This is a genomic window from Streptomyces sp. NPDC020597, assembly GCF_044335095.1.
GTDB lineage: Bacteria > Actinomycetota > Actinomycetes > Streptomycetales > Streptomycetaceae > Streptomyces.
Window position 1 is genome coordinate 63269 of sequence record NZ_JBIRUL010000017.1, and the last position, 21093, is coordinate 84361.

Annotated in this window: 25 protein-coding genes; 12 read left to right on the plus strand and 13 right to left on the minus strand. The window is 71.9% G+C overall.

The window, feature by feature from the left end:
- Positions 1-57: 57 nt before the first annotated feature.
- From ACH4ZA_RS26390 to ACH4ZA_RS26410, 5 genes are all read right to left on the minus strand, one after another.
- Positions 58-1020, minus strand: a complete 963-nt coding sequence (locus ACH4ZA_RS26390; protein WP_398431947.1) for an electron transfer flavoprotein subunit alpha/FixB family protein — start codon at positions 1018-1020, stop codon at positions 58-60.
- Positions 1021-1071: 51 nt separating this feature from the next.
- On the minus strand, positions 1072-1860 hold the full coding sequence (locus tag ACH4ZA_RS26395) for an electron transfer flavoprotein subunit beta/FixA family protein (protein ID WP_107447524.1): 789 nt from the start codon (positions 1858-1860) through the stop codon (positions 1072-1074).
- 218 nt (positions 1861-2078) lie between these two features.
- Complete coding sequence (locus tag ACH4ZA_RS26400; protein WP_398431948.1) at positions 2079-2588, minus strand: flavin reductase family protein; 510 nt, start codon at positions 2586-2588, stop codon at positions 2079-2081.
- Between the two features lie 44 nt (positions 2589-2632).
- On the minus strand, positions 2633-2713 hold the full coding sequence (locus ACH4ZA_RS26405) for a putative leader peptide (protein ID WP_351688193.1): 81 nt from the start codon (positions 2711-2713) through the stop codon (positions 2633-2635).
- An 83-nt stretch (positions 2714-2796) separates the two neighbouring features.
- The gene (locus ACH4ZA_RS26410; protein ID WP_398431949.1) at positions 2797-3210 is read right to left on the minus strand and encodes a TlpA family protein disulfide reductase; all 414 of its coding nucleotides are present in this window, start codon (positions 3208-3210) and stop codon (positions 2797-2799) included.
- Between the two features lie 75 nt (positions 3211-3285).
- Between ACH4ZA_RS26410 and ACH4ZA_RS26415 the strand changes: the two genes are divergently transcribed.
- Positions 3286-3702 carry a DUF4395 domain-containing protein gene (locus tag ACH4ZA_RS26415; RefSeq protein WP_398431950.1) on the plus strand — a complete coding sequence of 139 codons (417 nt, stop codon included), beginning with the start codon at positions 3286-3288 and terminating at the stop codon, positions 3700-3702.
- Positions 3703-3889: 187 nt separating this feature from the next.
- A complete protein-coding gene (locus ACH4ZA_RS26420) occupies positions 3890-4618 on the plus strand; it encodes a lysophospholipid acyltransferase family protein (RefSeq protein ID WP_398431952.1) in 729 nt (242 codons plus the stop codon).
- Positions 4619-4716: 98 nt separating this feature from the next.
- On the opposite strand, the gene ACH4ZA_RS26425 is transcribed toward ACH4ZA_RS26420, so the two are convergent.
- From ACH4ZA_RS26425 to ACH4ZA_RS26440, 4 genes are all read right to left on the minus strand, one after another.
- Positions 4717-5310 (minus strand): transglutaminase domain-containing protein, encoded by a 594-nt coding sequence (locus ACH4ZA_RS26425; RefSeq protein WP_398431954.1) that lies wholly within the window; start codon positions 5308-5310, stop codon positions 4717-4719.
- 103 nt (positions 5311-5413) lie between these two features.
- Positions 5414-6484 carry a threonine aldolase family protein gene (locus ACH4ZA_RS26430; RefSeq protein WP_398431955.1) on the minus strand — a complete coding sequence of 357 codons (1071 nt, stop codon included), beginning with the start codon at positions 6482-6484 and terminating at the stop codon, positions 5414-5416.
- A complete protein-coding gene (locus tag ACH4ZA_RS26435; RefSeq protein WP_398431956.1) occupies positions 6481-7227 on the minus strand; it encodes an SDR family NAD(P)-dependent oxidoreductase in 747 nt (248 codons plus the stop codon). Before ACH4ZA_RS26435 ends, ACH4ZA_RS26430 begins: the two co-directional genes overlap by 4 nt.
- A gap of 71 nt (positions 7228-7298) precedes the next feature.
- Positions 7299-8696, minus strand: coding sequence for a DUF6421 family protein (locus ACH4ZA_RS26440; RefSeq protein WP_398431957.1), 1398 nt, complete (start codon positions 8694-8696; stop codon positions 7299-7301).
- A 280-nt stretch (positions 8697-8976) separates the two neighbouring features.
- On the opposite strand from ACH4ZA_RS26440, the gene ACH4ZA_RS26445 reads away from it, so the two are divergent.
- Positions 8977-9660 (plus strand): glycerophosphodiester phosphodiesterase, encoded by a 684-nt coding sequence (locus tag ACH4ZA_RS26445; RefSeq protein WP_398431958.1) that lies wholly within the window; start codon positions 8977-8979, stop codon positions 9658-9660.
- Between the two features lie 34 nt (positions 9661-9694).
- On the opposite strand, the gene ACH4ZA_RS26450 is transcribed toward ACH4ZA_RS26445, so the two are convergent.
- Positions 9695-10234 carry a GNAT family N-acetyltransferase gene (locus ACH4ZA_RS26450; protein WP_398431959.1) on the minus strand — a complete coding sequence of 180 codons (540 nt, stop codon included), beginning with the start codon at positions 10232-10234 and terminating at the stop codon, positions 9695-9697.
- Between the two features lie 74 nt (positions 10235-10308).
- Here ACH4ZA_RS26450 and ACH4ZA_RS26455 point away from each other — a divergent pair, with 74 nt between their 5' ends.
- A complete protein-coding gene (locus tag ACH4ZA_RS26455) occupies positions 10309-10719 on the plus strand; it encodes a VOC family protein (RefSeq protein WP_398431960.1) in 411 nt (136 codons plus the stop codon).
- Positions 10720-10883: 164 nt separating this feature from the next.
- The gene (locus ACH4ZA_RS26460) at positions 10884-11648 is read left to right on the plus strand and encodes a VOC family protein (protein ID WP_398431961.1); all 765 of its coding nucleotides are present in this window, start codon (positions 10884-10886) and stop codon (positions 11646-11648) included.
- Positions 11649-11769: 121 nt separating this feature from the next.
- Here ACH4ZA_RS26460 and ACH4ZA_RS26465 read toward each other — a convergent pair whose 3' ends face one another.
- Complete coding sequence (locus ACH4ZA_RS26465) at positions 11770-12276, minus strand: MarR family winged helix-turn-helix transcriptional regulator (RefSeq protein WP_398431962.1); 507 nt, start codon at positions 12274-12276, stop codon at positions 11770-11772.
- Between the two features lie 603 nt (positions 12277-12879).
- On the opposite strand from ACH4ZA_RS26465, the gene ACH4ZA_RS26470 reads away from it, so the two are divergent.
- The 5 genes from ACH4ZA_RS26470 (at position 12880) to ACH4ZA_RS26490 (ending at position 16381) form a co-directional block, all read left to right on the plus strand.
- Entirely contained in the window at positions 12880-13428 is a 549-nt protein-coding gene (locus tag ACH4ZA_RS26470) for a DUF5134 domain-containing protein (RefSeq protein ID WP_398431963.1), read from the plus strand.
- Positions 13429-13600: 172 nt separating this feature from the next.
- On the plus strand, positions 13601-14272 hold the full coding sequence (locus ACH4ZA_RS26475) for a phosphatase PAP2 family protein (RefSeq protein ID WP_398431964.1): 672 nt from the start codon (positions 13601-13603) through the stop codon (positions 14270-14272).
- Entirely contained in the window at positions 14260-14796 is a 537-nt protein-coding gene (locus ACH4ZA_RS26480) for a hypothetical protein (protein WP_398431965.1), read from the plus strand. The genes ACH4ZA_RS26475 and ACH4ZA_RS26480 overlap by 13 nt, the downstream gene beginning before the upstream one ends.
- Positions 14797-14833: 37 nt before the next feature.
- Entirely contained in the window at positions 14834-15523 is a 690-nt protein-coding gene (locus ACH4ZA_RS26485; RefSeq protein ID WP_398431966.1) for an HAD family hydrolase, read from the plus strand.
- A 183-nt stretch (positions 15524-15706) separates the two neighbouring features.
- The gene (locus ACH4ZA_RS26490) at positions 15707-16381 is read left to right on the plus strand and encodes a TetR/AcrR family transcriptional regulator (protein ID WP_398431967.1); all 675 of its coding nucleotides are present in this window, start codon (positions 15707-15709) and stop codon (positions 16379-16381) included.
- On the opposite strand, the gene ACH4ZA_RS26495 is transcribed toward ACH4ZA_RS26490, so the two are convergent.
- Complete coding sequence (locus ACH4ZA_RS26495; RefSeq protein WP_398431968.1) at positions 16369-17871, minus strand: LVIVD repeat-containing protein; 1503 nt, start codon at positions 17869-17871, stop codon at positions 16369-16371. The genes ACH4ZA_RS26490 and ACH4ZA_RS26495 overlap by 13 nt on opposite strands.
- Before the next feature lie 189 nt (positions 17872-18060).
- On the opposite strand from ACH4ZA_RS26495, the gene ACH4ZA_RS26500 reads away from it, so the two are divergent.
- Positions 18061-18699 (plus strand): DUF305 domain-containing protein, encoded by a 639-nt coding sequence (locus tag ACH4ZA_RS26500; RefSeq protein WP_398431969.1) that lies wholly within the window; start codon positions 18061-18063, stop codon positions 18697-18699.
- A 100-nt stretch (positions 18700-18799) separates the two neighbouring features.
- Here the strand turns inward: ACH4ZA_RS26500 and ACH4ZA_RS26505 are convergent, their stop codons facing one another.
- Positions 18800-19426 (minus strand): DUF6214 family protein, encoded by a 627-nt coding sequence (locus ACH4ZA_RS26505; protein ID WP_398432032.1) that lies wholly within the window; start codon positions 19424-19426, stop codon positions 18800-18802.
- A 200-nt stretch (positions 19427-19626) separates the two neighbouring features.
- On the opposite strand from ACH4ZA_RS26505, the gene ACH4ZA_RS26510 reads away from it, so the two are divergent.
- A complete protein-coding gene (locus ACH4ZA_RS26510; RefSeq protein ID WP_398431970.1) occupies positions 19627-20997 on the plus strand; it encodes an FAD-dependent oxidoreductase in 1371 nt (456 codons plus the stop codon).
- The last annotated feature ends 96 nt before the right edge of the window (positions 20998-21093 follow it).

Here is a 21093-nt window from a genome sequence, read left to right on the forward strand (position 1 = left end):
GCCCCCGCGACCTTGAGGTCACGGGGGCCTGGCGCGGTCCTGTCGACCGCCGCGAGATCAGCCCTTGCGGGTCTTGATCTCCTCGGTGAGCTGCGGGACGACGTCGAAGAGGTCGCCGACGACGCCGTAGTCGACGAGGTCGAAGATCGGGGCCTCGGCGTCCTTGTTGACGGCGACGATGGTCTTCGAGGTCTGCATGCCGGCGCGGTGCTGGATCGCACCGGAGATGCCGTTGGCGATGTAGAGCTGCGGCGAGACCGACTTGCCGGTCTGGCCGACCTGGTTGGTGTGCGGGTACCAGCCGGCGTCCACCGCGGCGCGGGAGGCGCCGACGGCCGCGCCGAGCGAGTCGGCGAGGGCCTCGATGAGTCCGAAGTTCTCCGCGCCGTTGACGCCGCGGCCGCCGGAGACGACGATCGCGGCCTCGGTCAGCTCCGGGCGCCCGGTCGACTCGCGCGGGGTGCGGCCGGTGACCTTGGTGCCGGTGGCCTGCGCCGAGAAGGTGACGGCGAGGGCCTCGACCGCGCCGGCGGCGGGAGCGGCCTCGACCGCGGCCGAGTTCGGCTTCACGGTGATGACCGGGATGCCCTTGGAGACGCGGGACTTGGTCGAGAAGGACGCGGCGAACACCGACTGGGTGGCCACCGGGCCCTCGTCGCCGGCCTCGAGGTCGACGGCGTCGGTGATGATGCCGGAACCGATGCGCAGCGCCAGGCGGGCGGCGATCTCCTTGCCCTCGGCGGAGGACGGGACGAGGACGGCGGCCGGGGAGACGGCGGCGACGGCGGCCTGCAGCGCGTCCACCTTCGGCACGACGAGGTAGTCGGCGTACTCGGAGGCGTCGTGGGTGAGGACCCGGGCGGCGCCGTGCTCGGCCAGCGCGGCGGCGGTGCTCTCGGCACCGGCGCCCAGCGCGACGGCGACGGGCTCGCCGATGCGGCGGGCCAGCGTCAGCAGCTCCAGGGTGGGCTTGCGGACGGCGCCGTCCACGTGGTCGACGTAGACGAGGACTTCAGCCATGGGATTTGCTCTCCTGCGAAACGAAGTTGAGGGGCGGTCGGCAAGGGGCCTTTAGATGAACTTCTGGCCCGCGAGGAACTCGGCGAGCTGCTTGCCGCCCTCGCCCTCGTCCTTGACGATCGTGCCCGCGGTGCGGGCGGGGCGCTGGGTCGCGGACTCGACCGCGGTCCACGCGCCCTCGAGACCGACTTCCTCGGCCTCCAGGTCCAGGTCCGACAGGTCCCAGGACTCCACCGGCTTCTTCTTCGCCGCCATGATGCCCTTGAAGGACGGGTAACGCGCTTCACCCGACTGGTCGGTGACCGACACGACGGCCGGCAGGGACGCCTCGAGCTGCTCGGAGGCGGCGTCGCCGTCGCGGCGGCCCTTGACCGTGCCGTCCTCGACCGAGACCTCGGAGAGCAGGGTGACCTGCGGGACGCCCAGGCGCTCGGCCAGCAGGGCCGGGACGACGCCCATGGTGCCGTCGGTGGAGGCCAGACCGGAGATCACCAGGTCGTAGCCGGCCTTCTCGATGGCCTTGGCCAGCACCAGGGAGGTGCCGATGGCGTCGGTGCCGTGCAGGTCGTCGTCCTCGACGTGGATCGCCTTGTCGGCGCCCATCGACAGCGCCTTGCGCAGCGCGTCCTTGGCGTCCTCGGGGCCCACCGTGAGAACGGTGATCTCCACGTCGTCGTCGGAGTTCTCGGAGATCTGCAGCGCCTGCTCGACCGCGTACTCGTCGAGCTCGGAGAGCAGACCGTCCACGTCGTCCCGGTCGACGGTCAGGTCATCGGCGAAGTGCCGGTCGCCAGTGGCGTCGGGCACGTACTTCACAGTGACAACGATCCTCAAGCTCACGCCGGCTCTCCTACTGCATCGTCAGTTACGGCTGCCTTCTTCCAGGCAGCATAGGCGTCACAAGCGGCCGATCCCGGTTGGGGCGGCCTGCGCTCCCGACCGAAATATTACTCGTCAGTACACCCAGTTCGTTCCCGCTAAGCAAGCGCTTTGAACTGTGACCTTCGCAACGCAGCGTAACCGGAACCCGACGACCCCGCAGCGGACCGCGGCAGTGATCAATCCCGCAGAGCCGTGAACCGCCCCTGGTGGTACAGCAGCGGGCGGCCCGCTCCCTCCGGGTCTCCGAGCACCACCTCGGCCAGCACGATCCGGTGGTCGCCGGCGGGCACCCGGGTGACGACGCGGCACACCAGCCACGCGAGCACGCCGTCGAGAACGGGGACGCCCTCCGGCCCCTCGTGCCAAGCGGTCGGCGGGCCGAAACGGTCCGCGCCGCTGCGGGCGAAGGTGGCGGCCAGCTCCTGCTGGTGCTCGCCGAGTATGTGGACGCCGACATGCCGGGCGCGGGAGAGGGCCGGCCAACTGGAGGCGCCGGTGCCGATGCCGAAGGACAGCATCGGGGGCTCGGCGGAGACCGAAGTGAGGGAGGTGGCGGTGAACCCCACCGGACCGTCCGGCGCGGCCGCGGTGATCACGGCGACTCCGGCCGCGTGCCGCCGGAAGACGGAGCGCAGGAGATCGGGCGAGGCGAGCCTGGGGGCGCCGAGGCCGGGCACGGCCGTCATGGAGTTGTCCTTCTGCGGGGAGGGGCGTCGGGGTCCGTGGATGCTCAACGGGCGGGACAGCACGCGCTCGCGGTACGGCCCAGGTCGACGTGGGGCCGTCCGTGGAGAAGGAGTTCCTCAGGCATGGGGCCAGGCTGACGAGGGAGTGCGGCCGCAGTCAAGTGCGTCCTGGTATCTGGGAGATGCCTCACCGTCCCGCACGAAACGGTCACACCGCTTCCCCCAGCGCCGCGAAGACGTCGGCCTTGCGCGGCTGTCCGGCGGCCCGCCGAACGATCCTGCCGTCGGCGTCGAGCACCAGGACCGTCGGCGTCTTGAGGATGTCCAGCTCGCGCACGAGGTCGAGACGCGCCTCGGCGTCGATCTCGATGTGGGCCACCCCCGGCACCGCCGCCGCCACGTCGCCCAGGATGCGGCGGGTGGCCCGGCAGGGCGCGCAGAACGCGCTGGAGAACTGTACGAGCGTGGCGCGTTCGCCGAGCTCACCGCCCAGGCGGTCCGCCCCGATCCGTCTGCCGTCGTCCCGCCCGCGCACCCGTACCCTCCCGCTCCGCCGCCGCTGCAGCACTCCGAAGGCGCTCGCCGCCGCGAGCACCGCCACGCACACCACCAGTCCGGCCATCTGTCGCTCCAGCGTTCACGAGACTGCAAAGATTCCCGGTCCCGGCAATCGTCTCCCATGCGGAATGCTTGATTCATGGACATCGACGCGAGGGGCCCGCGCTTCGGGGCCGCCGTGACGACCGTAGTACTCGCGGTCGTTCTGATCACCGGGAACGTCTGGTTGCTGGCCTGGCAGACTCTGGCGTTCGCGCTCGGCGCGACGGGCGGGCCGGGGCGGTCGCCCTACGGCTGGGTGTTCCGCACGGCCGTCCGCCCCCGGATCGGGCCGCCCACGGAGTTCGAGGCGCCGCAACCGCCGCGGTTCGCCCAGGCGGTGGGACTCGCGTTCGCCTGCGTCGGACTGGCCGGCTTCGCCCTGGGGCCGCACTGGCTCGGCCTCGCCGCGACCGGCGCGGCCCTGGCGGCCGCGTTCCTCAATGCCGCTTTCGGGTACTGCCTCGGATGCGAGATGTACCTGCTCGCGCGGCGGGTCGCGGTGCGCGCGGAGTAAACACGATCTAAAAGCCCGAGGTGGATCAAATAGGTTGACGTGACGAGGATCTCGCCGTTCCCGGGCACCAGGACTGGCTCCCCGGCCGTTCTTGGGGCACGATCTGCGAGATGCCGCAAACCTACGGCAGCGTAACTTCGCCGTAGGACGTCTCCTCGGAGAAGAGAAGGAAGGGTCCGCCCCACCCATGGCAGAGCTCGTCTACCGCCCCGTCGTCGGCCTCGCCCAGACGTTGTTCAAGGTCTGGGATCTCAAGATCGACTGCAAGGGGTCGGAGAACATCCCGCGCTCGGGTGGAGCCGTGCTGGTGAGCAACCACATCAGCTACCTCGACTTCATCTTCGACGGCCTGGCCGCCCTCCCGCAGAAACGCCTCGTCCGCTTCATGGCGAAGGAGTCCGTCTTCCGCCACCGGATCTCCGGTCCGCTGATGCGCGGCATGAAGCACATCCCGGTGGACCGCAACCAGGGTGAGACGGCGTACCAGCACGCACTGGAGTCGCTGCGCTCCGGGGAGATCGTGGGCGTCTTCCCCGAGGCGACCATCTCCCAGTCCTTCACGCTGAAGAGCTTCAAGTCGGGCGCGGCCCGGATGGCCCAGGAGGCGGGGGTCCCGCTCATCCCGGTGGCCCTGTGGGGCACGCAGCGACTGTGGACCAAGGGCCAACCGCGCAACTTCAAGCGCAGCCACACCCCGATCACCATCCGCGTCGGCGAGGCCGTCGAGGCCTCCCGCGACAAGTACGCGGGCGCCCTGACCCGTCAGCTGCGCGAGCGGGTCCAGGAGCTGCTGGAGGCCGCGCAGCGCGCCTACCCGGTGCGCCCCAAGGACGCGAACGACACCTGGTGGATGCCGGCCCATCTCGGTGGCACCGCGCCCACTCCGGAGCAGGTGCGCGCCGCCGAGGCGAGCTGAGTCCTCCCCTTTCCGAAGACGTCGGCCCTCTCCGCGGAGAGGGCCGACGCATGTCCCGGGGAGCGGACCACGCGCGCGGCGGCGAACGCCGACGGGCCTCACAGCGCGGCGGGCAGGCTCCTCCACAGGCTCGGCCGGTCGGCAGCCGTGCGCAGCGCTTCGAGGACGACCGGATGCGGCGAGGCGTAGAGGCCGGGGCAGTCCGTCTCGCCCGCCCCGGCGTCGGCGTGGAAGGCCAGCCGTTCCCCGTCCAGGGAGAACCGCGCGTCCACGCCGGGCTTGTTCCCGCGCGGGTCCTGCCGGTGCCACGCCCCGTGGAAGCGCACCGCGACGAGTCCGTGCAGGACGTGCCCGTCGCCGTCGTCGCTCACGAGGCGCTGGTAGCACAGGGCGGTCGGGATGTCCTCGGCCCGCAGCAGCGCGGCCAGCGCGTGCGCCTTGGCGTAGCAGACGCCGGTCCGCTGCTCCAGGACGTCCGAGGCGCGCCAGGTCACCCGCAGGTCCTGGGCGTCCTGGGAATGGGGGATGCCGTCGCGCACATACTCGAAGGCCAGGCGTGCATAGGCATACGAGTCCTCGGCGTCTCGCGCGAGGCGGGCGGCGATGGCCCGCACCACCGGATGACCGTGGTCGATGACCTCGTCGGCAGCCAGGTAGGCGGACAGGTCGGGATTGTCCTGGATCAGCTCCATGGCTGGAGAGCATAGGAAAACGATCACCCGAGCGTCAATGACTTTTCAGGTGATCGCATACCTATGCAGTTACTTCGCCTGCCGTGCCGCCCGTCGGCAGGGTCTACCTGGCCATCTCCTCCTTCAGGGCCGCGACGAACGCGTCCACGTCCTCCTCGGTCGTGTCGAACGCGCACATCCACCGCACGTCGCCCGCCGCCTCGTCCCAGAAGTAGAACCGGAACTTCTTCTGCAGCCGCTCGCTCACGTCGTGCGGGAGCCGCGCGAAGACGCCGTTGGACTGCACCGGGTAGAGGATCTCCACGCCGTGCACGGCCCGCACGCCCTCCGCGAGGCGCTGCGCCATCTCGTTGGCGTGGCGTGCGTTGCGCAGCCACAGGTCCTTGGCGAGCAGGGCCTCCAGCTGCACCGACACGAAGCGCATCTTGGAGGCGAGCTGCATGGACAGCTTGCGCAGGTGCTTCATGCGGCGCACGGCGCCCTGGTCGATGACCACGACGGCCTCGCCGAACAGCGCGCCGTTCTTGGTGCCTCCCAGGGACAGGATGTCGACGCCGACCGCGTTGGTGAACGTCCGCATCGGGACGTCCAGGGAGGCGGCCGCGTTGGCTATCCGGGAGCCGTCGAGGTGGACCTTCATGCCGTGCGCGTGGGCGTGGTCGCAGATCGCCCGGATCTCCTCGGGCGTGTAGAGCGTGCCGAGCTCCGTGCTCTGGGTGATCGAGACGACCTGCGGCATCGCCCGGTGCTCGTCCTCCCATCCCCAGGCCTGCCGGTCGATCAGCTCGGGCGTGAGCTTGCCGTCGGGCGTGGGGACGGTGAGCAGTTTGAGACCGCCCATGCGCTCGGGGGCGCCGCCCTCGTCCACGTTGATGTGGGCGCTCTCGGCGCAGATCACCGCACCCCAGCGGTCGGTGACCGCCTGGAGTGCCACGACGTTGGCCCCGGTGCCGTTGAAGACCGGATAGGCCTCCGCCGTGGGCCCGAAGTGGCTGCGCACGATCTGCTGGAGGTTCGCCGTGTAGTCGTCCTCGCCGTACGCCACCTGGTGGCCGCCGTTGGCCAGGGCCAGGGCGGCCATCACCTCCGGGTGGCCCCCGGCGTAGTTGTCGCTGGCGAAGCCGCGGACCTCGGGGTCATGACGGCGACGGGCGTCGGTCTTCGCAGGGTTCACGGCTTCTCGGTGAGCCACAGACGCTGTCCGTTCACTTCCTGGGCGGACTTCTCCCAGACGCCGGCGATGGCCTCGGCCAGGTCCTTGACGTCCGTGAAGCCCGCGAACTTCGCGTTGGGGCGGTCGGCGCGCATCGCGTCGTGCACCAGCGCCTTGACCACCAGGATCGCAGCCGCGGAGGTCGGCCCCTCGGCGCCCCCGGCCTTGCGGAAGGCGTCGGCGAGCGCGAGGGTCCAGGCTTCGGCGGCGGCCTTGGCGGCGGCGTACGCGGCGTTGCCCGCGCTGGGCTTGGTCGCCCCGGAGGCGCTGATCAGCACGTACCTGCCGCGCTCGCTGCGCTGGAGGGCCTCGAAGAAGGCGAGTGAGGTGTGCTGCACGGTCTTGATGAGCAGCAGCTCCAGGAAGTCCCAGTCGTCCAGACTGGTCTTGATGAAGGTCTCGCTGCCACGCCAGCCGCCGACGAGGTGCACCACGCCGTCGATCCGGCCGAAGTCCTTCTCGACGCGCAGCGCCCAGTCGCGGGTCGAGTCCAGGTCGAGCAGGTCGACGGGCTCGCCGATGACGGCCGCGCCCCCGGCCCCGTAGCGGGCCGCGTCGACGGCCTCCGCCAGCCGCTCCGGGTCGTTGTCGGCGCCGACGACCGTCGCGCCGGCCTCGGCGAGCCTGAGCAGTGTCGCCCGGCCCGCGGCTCCGCCCGCGCCGGCCACCGCGATCACCGCACCGCTGAGAGCCCCGTTCCCCATGGTCTTCGCCTCCTGAGCAGTGTGCTGCTCCGCAGTGTCCCGCGGAGCAGTGTTCTCCGTTCGCAGGTCGCTCACGCGGCGATCCGCTCGGCCCCGTCCGCCGTGATGCCCTTGGTGGAGGCGATCACGTTCTTCAGCTTCTTGGACAGTGCCTCATAGAACATGCTCAGCGGAAACTCGTCGGGAAGCACGTCATCGACGAGCCTGCGCGGCGGCTGGGTCAGGTCGAGGGCGTCGGGGCCCTTGGCCCACTTGGAGCCCGGGTGCGGGGCGAGATAGGTCGAGACCAGCTCGTAGCCGGCGAACCAGTGGACCAGCTTGGGGCGGTCGATGCCGTCGCGGTAGAGCGTCTCGATCTCGGCGCACAGCTGGTTGGTGACCTGCGGGGCACGCTCCCAGTCGATGTGCAGCCGGTTGTCGGTCCAGCGCACGACCTCGTGCTTGTGCAGGTAGGCGAAGAGCAGCTGGCCGCCGAGGCCGTCGTAGTTGCGCACGCGCTCGCCGGTGACCGGGAAGCGGAACATACGGTCGAACAGGACCGCGTACTGCACGTCACGGGCCTGCGGGACACCGTCGGCCTGCAGCTTCACGGCCTCCTTGAAGGCGGTGAGGTCGCAGCGCAGCTCCTCGAGCCCGTACATCCAGAACGGCTGGCGCTGCTTGATCATGAAGGGGTCGAAGGGCAGGTCGCCGTGACTGTGGGTGCGGTCGTGCACCATGTCCCACAGCACGAAGGCCTCTTCGCAGCGCTTCTGGTCGTGCACCATGTCGGCGACGTCCTCGGGCAGCTGCAGGCCCAGGATGTCGACGGCGGCGTCCGTCACGCGGCGGAAGCGGGCGGCCTCGCGGTCGCAGAAGATGCCACCCCAGGAGAAACGTTCCGGCGCTTCCCGGACGGCGATGGTCTCCGGGAAGAGGACGGCCGAGTTGGTGTCGTAGCCGGACGTGAAGTCCTCGAAGGTGATGCCACAGAACAGCGGGTTGTCGTAGCGGGTGCGCTCCAGCTCGGCGAGCCACTGCGGCCAGACCATCCGGAGGACCACGGCCTCCAGGTTGCGGTCCGGGTTGCCGTTCTGCGTGTACATGGCGAAGACGACCAGGTGCTGGAGTCCGTCCGCGCGGTTCGCGGCGGGCTGGAAGGCCAGCAGCGAGTCGAGGAAGTCCGGCACCTCGAAGCCTCCGTCGGCCCACACCCGCAGGTCCTTGACCAGCGCGCGGTGGTAGTCGGCGTCGTGCGGGAGCAGCGGGGACAGCTCCTCGACGGCCTCGATGACACGCTGCACGGCCTGCTCGGCCTCGCCGCGCGCCGGGGCGCCCTCGGCCGAGAAGTCGATCGACCCGTCCTTCGACTGCCAGGGCCGGACCTGCTCCACGGCATCCTTGAGCACGCGCCACGCCGGGTGCTCCACCACCCTGGACGCCGGAGGAACCTGCTCCTCCGATGCTGCCTGCACAAGAATTTCCGTCATGTCCCATCCTTCGCTGAAGAACCTTGCGTCACCACACCGTAGGCATATGGGGTTTCCTTCAGCAAGTGGCCTCTCGGGAAATTATCCTGCCCAACCACTCCTTCACCGTACTTTTTCCTGCCGGGCATCGGAGGGTCAGCGTGTGGGCATCGCAGGGGCGCCGGCTTCCCGCGGAGCAGGGCGGGTAGGGAACAGGTCGGTGCACACACCGGTCCCCACCCCGCCCGGGTCCGCCACGCGGCCCGCCCCTGCAGCCCCGTCGTCGGAAGCGAGTCGCGTCTTGAACTTCCTCACCATCGGCCATCGCGGCGTCATGGGCGTCGAGCCGGAGAACACCCTGCGTTCCTTCGTCGCAGCCGAGCAGGCGGGCCTCGACGCCATCGAACTCGACCTGCACCTGAGCAAGGACGGCGCCCTCGTGGTCATGCACGATCCCGAGGTGGACCGCACGACCGACGGCACCGGCCCCATCGCCGACCAGACGCTCGCGGAACTGCGCACACTCGACGCCGGACGCGGGGAACGCGTCCCGCGCTTCGAGGAGGTGCTGGACGTCGTACAGGCGCCGCTCCAGGCCGAGATCAAGGACGTGCAGGCGGCGCGGGCGCTGGCCGAGGTGATGCTCGAACGGGACCTCGTGCGGCGGGTGGAGGTGTCGTCCTTCCACGACGAGGCCGTCGCGGAGATCGCGCGGCTGGTGCCCGGGGTGCGCACCGCGCTCATCGGCAGCCGCTACGGCCTCGACATCGTGGACCGGGCCGTCGCGGCCGGCGCCGCGACGGTCTGCCTCAATCTGCGGCGGCTCACGCTGGAGATCGTCGAGGAGGCGCGCAAACGCGACCTGCGGATCATCGGCTGGGTGGTGAACACACAGGAGCAGTTGCGCCTGGTGCGCGCCCTGGAGCTGGACGGCGCGACCACCGACTATCCCGACATCAGGCGCACCGGCCGGTTCACCGCCTGAGCGCAGGCCCTGCTGAGCCCGGGCCGGGGGGTGCTCAGACCAGCGGCTTGACCAGCAGCTCGAACTGCAGGTCGGCGCGCCGCGGAATGCCGAAGCGCTCGTCGCCGTACGGGAACGGGGTCATGCGTCCGGTACGGCGGTACCCGCGCCGCTCGTACCAGGCGATGAGGTCCTCGCGCACGGAGATCACCGTCATCTGCATCTCGCCGACGCCCCAGTCCTCGCGGGCCTGCCGCTCGGCCTCCGCCATGACGGTCCTGCCGAGGCCGGCGCCCTGCGCCGTGGGGCTCACCGCGAACATGCCGAAGTAGGCGTGGTCACCGCGGTGGGCCAGCTGACAGCAGGCGACGATGCGGCCGTCCTGCTCCACGGTGAGCAGCCGGCTGTCCGCCGCGGCGACGACCGCGCGCACGCCTTCGGGGTCGGTGCGCCTCCCGTCGAGGATGTCCGCCTCCGTCGTCCATCCGGCCCGGCTGGAGTCTCCGCGGTAGGCGGACTCGATGAGCGCGACCAGCTCGTCGACGTCGGCGTCGGTGGCGGTGCGGAAGACGAGGTCGGTGGCTGCGGTGTCCATGCGGGCGGTCTCCGGTATCTGACACGGGCTGGGGCTCGCCCGAGCCTAACCCCGTGCGGCTAGGCTGCCGCCGCATGGTGCACGTACTGAGCAGCAGGACCCTGCTTCGACCGACCGACCCCGAGCGTTCCCGTGTCTTCTACGGGGAGCAGCTGGGTCTGGCCGTCTGCCGTGAGTTCGGCACGGGCCCGGACCGCGGGACCGTCTACTTCCTCGGCGGCGGCCACCTGGAGCTCTCGGGCCGCGCCGAGAACCCGCCGGCGCCGGGCGAGCGCGCGGCCGCTCCCGTGCGCCTGTGGCTCCAGGTCGCAAACGCCGCTGCGGCGCACGACGAGCTGCGGTCGAAGGGCGTCGAGATCGCGCGGCCGCCGGTGAAGGAGCCCTGGGGTCTGGTCGAGATGTGGATCGCGGACCCGGACGGAACCCCGATCGTGCTCGTGGAGGTGCCGGCGGACCACCCCATGCGGTACCGGCCGGGCCTCTGAGGCCCGGCGAGGGGCCGGACCGGCTTCCCGGGACGGCGTCTGCCGGGACCGGTCCGGCGACGGCGGCGGGGCGGGGGCGGGGGCGGGGGCGATGAGGTCAGCGGATGCCTTGCGGCCGGGCGGGGCATAGCGTGCTGAGGGGGTGACCTTTTCGGAGGAACGTCATGAAGCTCGACGCGCCGGTGCCGGGCGGGCCCTGCTGGGTGGAGCTGGGGACCGGCGACCCGGAAGCGGCGAAGCGGTTCTACGCGGAGCTGTTCGGCTGGCGCGCGCAGACGGATCCGCGGCAGGAGGCCGGCGGTTACTCGGTCGCCCACCTCGGCGAAGCGGCCGTCGCCGCGCTCAGCCCCCGCCACCAGGAGGCTCAGCCCTGCGCCTGGAGCGTGTCGTTCGCCGTGACCGACGCGGACGTCAGCGCCCGGCTGGCCACGGAGGCCGGCGGCACCGTGGCGACGGACCCGACGGACGTCTTCGACGTGGGCCGGTTCGCCGTCGTCCTCGACCCGTCCGGGGCCGCGTTCCAGCTGTGGCAGGCGCGGTCCTTCTCGGGCGCGGGCCTGTTCAACGTGCCCGGCTCGCTCGGCTGGGTCGAGTTGCTCACCCGTGATCCCGGCCGGGCGGAGACCTTCTACACCACGGTCTTCGGCTGGACCGTCCGCTCGTCCGAGGACTACCTGCAGTGGGGCGTCGGCGGCGCGGACTTCGGCGGCATGATCAGGATGGACGACAAGTTCCCGCCCGAGGTGCCCCCGCACTGGCTGCCGTACTTCGCGGTCGCCGACGTGGACGCCGCAGCGCGGACCGCCGCCGGGGCGGGCGGCTCCGCGCTCATGGAGCCGGCCACCGTGCCGGACGGCCCGCGGATCGCCGTGCTGCGCGACCCCCAGGGCGCGGCGTTCGGCGTGTACCGGGCCGGACACGACAGATGAAGCCCTGCGGGCCGCCTCTCCGGCCCGCCGTTCCTGCCGCCGTTCGGGCTGCCGTCCGGCCCGGGGCCTTAGGCCGAGGTCCGTCACGTACCGTCCGCCGGCGCGGACGCCGTAGCCGCGGTCACACGCCCAGCGACCGCATCTGCCCCTCCAGCCGGCTGAGCAACTCCCCCAGCAGATCGGCCAGTTCGCCCTGCCGCCCGTCGTCCATGGCGGACAGCGCGGCGCTCTCGTAGGCGAGCTGCTCGGGCAGGACGCCGTCGACGAGGTCCCGGCCGGCGTCGGTGAGCCGCAGGTGCGCGACACGGCGGTCGCGGCTGTCGCCCCGGCGCTCCACCAGGCCGCGTTCGGTGAGCTGCTTGAGGCGCTTGGTGACGGCCGCGCCGGACGAGAAGGTCTCGCGGGCCAGGTCACCGGGGGTCAGTTCGTGGTCCCTGCGGCGCAACGCGCCGAGCAGGTCGAACTCGGGGCGGGTCAGTCCGGCGCGCCGCAGGGGTGCGTCCTCGGCCTGTTGAAGGAGGGCGGCGCAGCGGTTGACGCGGCCGATGATCTCGATGGGTCCCGTGTCCAGGTCCGGCCGGACGGTCTGCCACTGCCGCACGAGGGCCGACACCGTGTCGTTCCGCACCTCGGGGCCACCGTCTCCGGTTCCCTCTCCGTTTCCGTTCGTGTTTCCGTTTCCGTTCGTGTTTCCGTTTCCGTCACCGTTACCGGGCGGCACGGCGTCCCCGGCCTCGCCCACCACTCCGTTCCCGCTCCCGGACGGCCCGGCCTTCCGGTTCCCGTTCCCGGCTTCGGCGTCGCCGCCGGGGCGGTCCGACCGGTCACCGGCGCCCGGTCGGTCCTCGGGAGCGGACGGGGCGCCGGCTGCGGGGGTCCGCCGCGGCGTTTCCCCGGCCGAGGGCCCTTCCGGTGTTCCGTCCCCGGCCGCTGCACGCCCCTGCTTCCCCGTCATCCCCGTACGTCCTCCGCTCTCGCCTTCGCGTCCCGGTCCAGGAGAAGCCCCTGGCGCCGTACCGTCGCCGCGAGCGTACGGCGTCCGTCGGCCGCTCGCCGACCAGCCGGGCCGGGCCCGGTCCCGTGCGAACCCCGAGATGACCAGGGCCGTCGGCGTCACCACGACTCCCGTGCTCCGCCCGACGCTCCCCGTGTACCCCCTTGCGCCCGTGTGCGCGCTGCGTTGCCCGGGCATCGCATTCGGTGATTGCCGACGTCGAGCGGGGAGGTGCGCGTGCACGGACCGGCTTCGCCCGGCTGGCTGCTGGTGGCGCTGTGCGCGGCGACCGGGGTCTACTGCCTGCTGCGGATGCGCAGCAGCGTCGAGGAACAGCGCAGGGCCGCGGGCGGCGAGGCTCTGATGGGCTTCGGGATGGCGGCGATGGCCGTGCCGTCCGCCGTGTTCAGCCCCCCGGCCTGGGCCTGGCCCGCGTACGCCGTGGTGTTCGGCACGGCCGCGCTGCGGGCGCTGTGGGCGGCCCGGGCGGGCGCCTGCCACCTCCATCACGTGGTCGGCGCCGGGGCCATGGTCTACATGGCCGCCGCGATGGCCGCCTCCCCCGCCCCGGCGCACGGGCACGAGCACGGGGGCGCGGGGGTGCCGCTGTTGACAGGTGTGCTGGCGCTGTACTTCGCCGGATACGTCCTCGTGTCGGGGGTCCGGCTGCTGCCCGCGGCCGGGGCGGGGACGTCCGCCGCCTCCTGGAGCGACCGGCCCGAAGTCGTCCGGGCGTGCCGGCTGTCGATGGGGATCGGCATGCTCGCGATGCTGCTGGCGATGTGATCCGTGCGACGGCGGGCGCCGGTGCAGCACGACGCCCGCCTGCGGACGCCGCTGACGCTCGTGCCCGCCGGATCCGCGTGCGTCGGTCACGCCGCCGGGGTCGGGCCGTCCGGACCCCGTGTCGGCCACCCCGCACGTGTTTCCGGTCGCACGGGTCGGCGAGGATCTGTATATGCACCACGCGCCCCTCGACTCCCCGCCCCGTCCCGCGGCCCTGCACACGTTCCTCGGCGCCGCGGCGGCCCTGGGGTTGTGCTCCGTGCTGCTGCTCGTGCTGGTCGCCGTCGAGTGGCGTCCCCTGATGTCCGTCGACGGCGACGTCTCGCGCATCACGCATCGCTGGGCCGTGGCCGACCCCGACGTCACACAGGCCTGCCGCATTCTCACCGACTGGGTCTGGGACCCGGTGACGATGCGACTGCTGGGGGCTGCCGTGGCGGTGTGGCTGGTGTGGCGGCACGGGGACTGGTGGACGGCGGGATGGCTGGTCGTCACGGCCGCCGTGGGCACAGCGCTCCAGCAGGGCCTCAAGGCCGCGGTGGGCCGCGCCCGGCCGGTCTGGCCCGATCCGGTCGACTCCGCCCACTACGCCGCGTACCCCTCGGGCCACGCCCTGACCGCCACCGTCGTCCTCGGGCTGCTGCTGTGGCTGCTGCACCGCCGGGGCGTCGGCCGCGTGGTGTGGCGGGCGGCGCTGGCCGTGGCGGCGGTGTCCGTCGCGGGTGTGGGGCTCACCCGGATCTGGCTGGGTGTGCACTGGCCCTCGGACGTGCTGGGCGGGTGGCTGCTCGGGGCGATGCTGGTGGCGCTGGCGATCGCGGCACAGCTGCGGTGGCGGCCGTGACGCCGCCGGGACGGCGGTACTCCTACGTGGGTCCGCCGGAGCTGCGCCGGGCGGTCGTCGACGGGGGCGGCGGCCGGGTGGTCCGCAGCGCCGCGGACCTGGACGACGCGGCGGGACGGGTCGGCGGCGCGGCCTCGGAGTACGGCGGGGAGCCGTTCACCTACGTCGTCGCCCTCGACGGGCTGCTGCGGCTCGCGCCCCGCCGCAGCGAGCACGTGGCCTGCGCCGACGGTCAGGACGTGCTCGGCGCGGGCGAGATCTCCTTCCGCCGCACCCCGTGCGGGGCGCGGGTGCAGGAGGTCAGCAATCAGTCCACCGGTTACTGCCCCGACCCCGACTCCTGGCCGGCCGTGGCCGCGGCGCTGGACCGGGCCGGCATCGGCCGGCCCGACGGCTTCACCCACGCCCTGGTGTTCCGGCGCTGCGAGGGATGCGGGGAGCACAACGTGGTGCGCGAGGAGGTCTTCGTCTGCGTCTTCTGCGACGCGGACCTTCCGCAGGCCTGGAACATGACCCCTTCCTGAACAGCCGTCCCCCGTAGGGGCTTTCTAGAATCTCCTGATGACCACCGTGCTGTTCGACTTCTCCGGGACCCTCTTCCGCATCGAGTCCACCGAACGGTGGCTCCGCGCCGTGCTCGACGCCGCGGGCGTCGTGCTCACCGAACCGGAACTCGCCGCGAAGGCTCGGGCGCTGGAGGCGGCGGGCGCCCTGCCGGGCGGAGCCTCCCCGGTCCGCCTGCCCGAGGAGCTGGCCGGGGTGTGGCAGGTCCGGGACCGGAGCGCCGAGCTGCACCGGGCCGCGTACACGGGCCTGTCCCGTCAGGTGACGCTGCCGGACCCGGTGCTGTACGACGCCCTGTACGACCGGCACAGGACGCCGGAGGCCTGGTCTCCCTACCCCGACGCCCGCGAGGTGCTGAGCGGCCTGCGCGAGCGCGGGTCCCGGGTCGGGGTCGTCAGCAACATCGGCTGGGACCTGCGCCCGGTGTTCCGCGCGCACGGGCTCGACCAGTACGTCGACGCCTACGTCCTGTCGTACGAGCACGGTGTGCAGAAGCCGGACCCTCGGCTGTTCACGATCGCGTGCGAGGCACTGGACGCCGATCCCCGCAGCACGCTGATGGTGGGCGACGACCGCCGGGCGGACGGCGGCGCCGCGGCGCTGGGCTGCGCGGTGCACTTCGTGGATCATCTGCCGGCGGCCGAGCGTCCGGACGGGCTGCGCCCGGTGCTGGACCTCCTGGGCTGACCGCCGCACGACGTCGGACGCCTGCGACAGCAGCGGCGGACGACGCCGTCAGGCGCATGCGCGCCCACTCTGGACGATCCCCCGCGTCGCCCAGAGCAGGCGCCGACCCGGTGCGCTCCGCCGGAGCGACCGGGACCCCCTGAGTATAGTTGGCTGGCAGCCAGTCAACACAGGAGTTACAGAATGTCCCCGCGCAGCGCCTCGGTCAATGAAGAATTGCGGCGTCGTTCCCGGGAGCGACTGCTGCAGGCGGCTGTGGAGCTGGTGGGCGAGCGCGGCTACGAGGCGACCACGCTCGGCGACATCGCGGACCGGGCCGGCTCGGCGCGCGGTCTGGTGTCGTACTACTTCCCCGGCAAGCGGCAGTTGGTGCAGTCGGCCGTGCACCGGCTGATGCACCGCACGCTGGAGGAGGCGCTGGAGCGCGAGCCGCACACCGAGGACGGCCGGGAGCGGATGGCGCGGGCCATCGACGCGATCCTCGGGCTGGCCCGGGACCGTACCGTGCTGATGCGCCAGCACATGGCGGGGCTGCTGCAGGCCGAGGGCTTCGTGGAGTGTCCGGAGCAGCAGCGGCTGGCCGAGTTGCTGCGGGAGACCGCGGCCCGGCACGGGGCGCAGGATCTCGACCACGACTACCCGATGCTGCGCTCGCAGTTGATGGGGGCCGTCTACGCGATGGTCCTGCCCAACGTGCCCCTGTCGCTGAGGACGCTGCGCGCCGAGCTCTTCGCGCGCTACCGGCTCGACTGGGAGCTGGGGGCCCCGCCGGACGCCGAGGCGCCCGGCGGGGGGTGCGGCGCCGATCTGTCGCGCTTCTTCGCGACCGGGCCGCCGTCCGGCGATCAGTCGAAGTAGTCCGGCTGCGTCTGGACGTTGAGCTCGCGCAGATGGACGCGCCCGGCCGGATCCGTGCGCCGGTCGCTGAGCTTGAGCACGTCGAAGCCCTTGGCGATGTCGTTCGAGTAGATGTAGCCGTTGTAGTAGTACGCCGACCACGAGCCGCCGGTCTGCAAGGTCGTGGTGCTCAGCGGGCCGCGCTCGAAGTAGGCGATCTCCGTGGGCTTCGCCGAGTCGGTGAAGTCCCAGACCGAGACGCCGCCCTGGTACCAGGCCTGGACCATGAGGTCCTTGCCCTTGACCGGGATCAGCGAGCCGTTGTGGGCGACGCAGTTCTCGGTGGCCGCCTGATGACGCGGGATCTTGTAGTAGCTGCGGAAGACGAGCTTGCGCTTGTCGCCCTTGCCGGTGATGTCGTAGATGCCGTCGGCGCCGCGGGTGGGGCCGGTCGCCGCGTCGCAGGTGGCCGCGCCCCCGCCGCCCAACTCGTCGGTGAAGACGACCTTGTTCGCCTTCTGGTTGAAGGTGGCCGAGTGCCAGAAGGCGAAGTTGACGTTGTCCTGGACCCGGTCGATCACCTTCGGGTGCTCGGGGTCCCTGATGGACAGCAGGATGCCGTCGCCCATGCAGGCGCCGGCCGCGAGGTCCTTCTCCGGCAGCACGGTGATGTCGTGGCAGCCGGTGGTCTTGGAGACTCCGGGGTTCGTCGGGCCGCCCGGGTTGCCGCCGCCGTCCGGGCCCTCGCCCGGGAACAGCACGGGGAAGCCGACGACCGCCGCTTTCTCGGGCGCGTTGCGCGGCACCTTGATGACGGAGATGCCGTCGTGCGGGGGCTGGCAGTCGGGGTAGGCGGCGTTGGGCGAGTACGAGGAGACGTAGATGTAGACGTTCTTGCGCTCCGGCACCAGGGTGTGGGTGTGCGAACCGCACGCGGTCTCGACGGCGGCGACGTACTTCGGGTTCTTCTTGTCGCTGATGTCGAAGACCTTCATGCCCTCCCACGAGGACTTCTCGGTGACCGGCTGGGTGGTGCTGTTGCAACTGCTGTCGCTGCGCGAGGAGTCGGTCGACAGGAACAGCAGGTCGCCCGAGACGGAGACGTCGTTCTGTGAGCCGGGGCAGAGCACCTGGGCCACGGTCTTCGGCGCCTTCGGGTTCTTGATGTCGAAGATGCGGAAGCCGTCGTAGTTGCCGGCGAAGGCGTACCGGCCCTGGAAGGCCAGGTCCGAATTGGTGCCCGGCAGCACGTCCTTGGGGATGTTCGTCAGGTGCTGGATGTTGTCGGAGTGGACGATCTCGTCCTGTCCGGGTATCTCGCCAGCGGCGATCGCGGCACTCGCCTGGGTCCGGGCGTCGCGGGTCGCCTCCCGCTCAGCGGCGGGGCCGTCCCCCGGGTCGGGGGTCGCGGCCGCCGGGACCGCTGTCAGCAGCGCGGCCAGGAGCCCGGTGCAGGCGGCGGCGGCTTTCCACCGTCTGCGTCGTGTTCGAGGATCGTTCGACAGGGTCACTGCATCCTCCCTAGTCACCGTTCGCGCGGGAACGGTTCACGGTGCTCCGAAGTATCGTCTTCATCATGCACATATCAAGGGTCGGCAATGCACTCGTCATGAATGATTCGGTTCGGCGGTGCTGTCGGCGGTGCATGAATTCGGACGAGGGCGGGCCCGCCCTCGACTCGCCTGCCCCAGGAGGTCGTTGTGCTCGTCCGCCGCGCGCCCGTCGCGTCAGCCTCGCTGCTCCTCGCCCTCGCCCTCACCGGCTGCGACTCGGGGACGGACGCCGGGTCGGGCGCGGTGAGCGGCCCATCCGTGATCGCCCCGGGCAAGCCGGGTGAGGCGAACCGCACCCTCTCGGCACAGGACGCGGCCGAGCAGCGCGCCGACGACGACACGCCCAACTCCGCCGACGTGTCCTACGCGCGGAAGATGATCGAACACCACGCCCAGGCCCTGGAGATGACCGCACTCGTGCCGGACCGCGCCGCATCGGGGGACGTCAAACGCCTCGCCCTGCGCATCTCCGCGGCCCAGGGACCGGAGATCAAGGCCATGGAGGCCTGGCTCACCACTCATGGCCAAAAGACGACGGGCGGCGGGCACATGCACACGGCGATGCCCGGCATGGCGACCGCGGCCCAGCTGACCGCGCTGCGGGCGGCCCGCGGCAAGGCGTTCGACACGCTCTTCCTCACTCTGATGATCACTCACCACGAGGGCGCGCTCACGATGGCCGCGGACGTCAAGGCGCAGGGCAACAACGTACGGGTGGAGGAGATGGCGGACGACGTGATCGCACAGCAGACGAGCGAGATCACGCGGATGAACGGGATGCGCTGACGCCCTGCGGACGCCGGAGATCCCGGAGTCCCCGGGGCCGTGAGCCCGCGGCCGTCGAGTTCGTCGACGGGGACGGAGGTTCGACGGCGGACGGGACGGTTCAGCGCCGGGCGTGACGCGGCGTCAGATATCCGGCGTCGCGTGCCCTGGCGATCAGGCGCAGCGATCGACGCCTGCTGTGCCCCGTCGCGCACATGACCGCGAGGACGGGATCCGCCCCCTCCTCCTGGGCGGCACGGTACTCCTGCGCCGCCAGCCACAGCCCTTCGACGCCGCGCGGCCAGAGCGGGCGACCCCGCCTGGGTCCGAAGAGCTCCTCGGCGCCGTGCCCGTCCGCCGCCGGGCGGTCCGCGTCCTCCACAGCCTCCACACGGAACGTGGCCTCAGCGCCGAACGCGACTTCCGCGTCGAACGCCGCTTCCGCGCCCGACGCGGCCTGCGGGCCGGCCGTGTCCGGCGTCGCGTCCGACAGGGGCACGTCCTCGCCCTCGCCCCCGTCGGTGCCGTCGGTGCCGTCGAACAGGGGTCCCTCGATCCAGTCCGCGAGCAGGGTCAGGTCGACGAGCGAGAGGGCGGGCCGGGCCCGGATGTCCTCGATGGAGACCCGGCCGTCGCTGGTGACGGCGAGCAGATCGACCCGCGCCCCGTCGGCGAACGACAGCCGGACATGGGACCAGGAAGTGACGCCTCCCCCCTCCTGCACCTCCCACGCCGGCCACACGGACACCGTGCCGTCCTCGGCGGAACGATCAGAAAGATTAAGAAACGATGCTTCTAGCACATACGGAACGTAACCGCATGATCACTTTCCATAAGAACGGACACGCGTGCGACGCGACCGTACACACCCTGTCAGCGGAGGGGTGACGGTGCGATGCTGGAGACACCAGCGAATCTCCTCCGACCTTCGGGGTAAGGAGTTCCGCCGTGCTCCGTGTCGCCGTCGTCGGCTCCGGGCCGAGTGGTGTCTACACCGCCCAGAGCCTGGTCCAGCTCGACCCGGACGTGCTCGTGGACGTCCTGGACCGCCTGCCCTGCCCGTACGGGCTGGTCCGGTACGGGGTCGCGCCGGACCACGAGAAGATCAAGTCCCTGCAGCAGAACCTGTGCGCCGTGCTCGAGCACGAACGGGTCCGTTTCCTCGGCGACGTCCCGGTGGGCGCGGACGGAGTGCCGGCGGCCCGGCTGCGCGAGCTCTACCACGCCGTCGTGTACTGCGTCGGCGCCGCGACCGACCGGCACCTCGGCATCCCGGGCGAGGAGCTGCCCGGCAGTTGGTCGGCGACGGAGTTCGTGTCGTGGTACAGCGCCCACCCGGACGCCCCGCCCGCACGTTTCCTGCACGGCGTCGAGACGGCCGTGGTGGTGGGGATCGGGAACGTCGCGGTGGACGTCACCCGGATCCTGGCGCGGGGCGCCGCCGAGCTGAGCCCCACCGACATGCCGCAGGCGGCGTTGGCGGCGCTCGCCGCGAGCGAGGTGGGCGAGATCCACATGATCGGACGGCGCGGCCCGTCACAGGCCCGGTTCACCACCAAGGAGCTGCGGGAGCTGGGCGCACTGCCGGACGCCGAGGTGGTCGTCGACGAGGCGGAGCTGGCTCTCGATCCGGCGTACACGGATCCTTCCGGCCTTTTGGCGGCGCAGCGCCGCAACGTGGAGGTGCTGCGCGGCTGGGCGGCGTCGCCGGCCCGCGGCGCCCGACGGCGCATCCGGCTGCGGTTCTTCCTGCGCCCTGTCGAACTGCGGTCCGTCGGCGGCCGGTTGGGCGTGGCGCGGTTCGAACGGACGGCGCCGGACGGGCGCGGCGGGGTGACGGGCACCGGCCGGTACGAGGACGTCCCGGCACAGTTGGTCCTGAGGTCGGTGGGCTATCGGGGCACTCCGCTCGAGGGCCTGCCGTTCGACGCCGGGCACGGCACCGTGCCGCATCTGGCCGGGCGGGTGGTGCGCGACGGCGAGGTGGCGCCGGGCGAGTACGTGGCGGGCTGGATCAAGCGCGGCCCGACCGGTGTCATCGGCACCAACCGGCCGTGCGCGAAGGAGACGGCGACGTCCCTGCTGGCGGACGCCCCCGCACTCGTGCGACGGGAACTGCCCGGCGACCCGCTGGCGCTGCTGCGGGCCGCCGGGGCCGAGCCCGTCGAGTGGGCGGGCTGGCTGGCGATCGGACGGGCCGAGGCCGCTCTCGGGGCCTCGCTCGGCCGCGGAGTGGTCAAGCTGCCGGACTGGCCGTCCCTGCGGGCGGCGGCGGACCCCGCCGCTGTCGGCGTCCAGGACCCGCCGCCCCTCCGGTGAACGCCTCCGGTCCCGCCCCTTCGAAAACCGCCCCGGCGCGGGCCCTTCGGTGAACTCTCCGGGCACAGCCCTGCAATGGGCGGCCCGGGCCCGGCA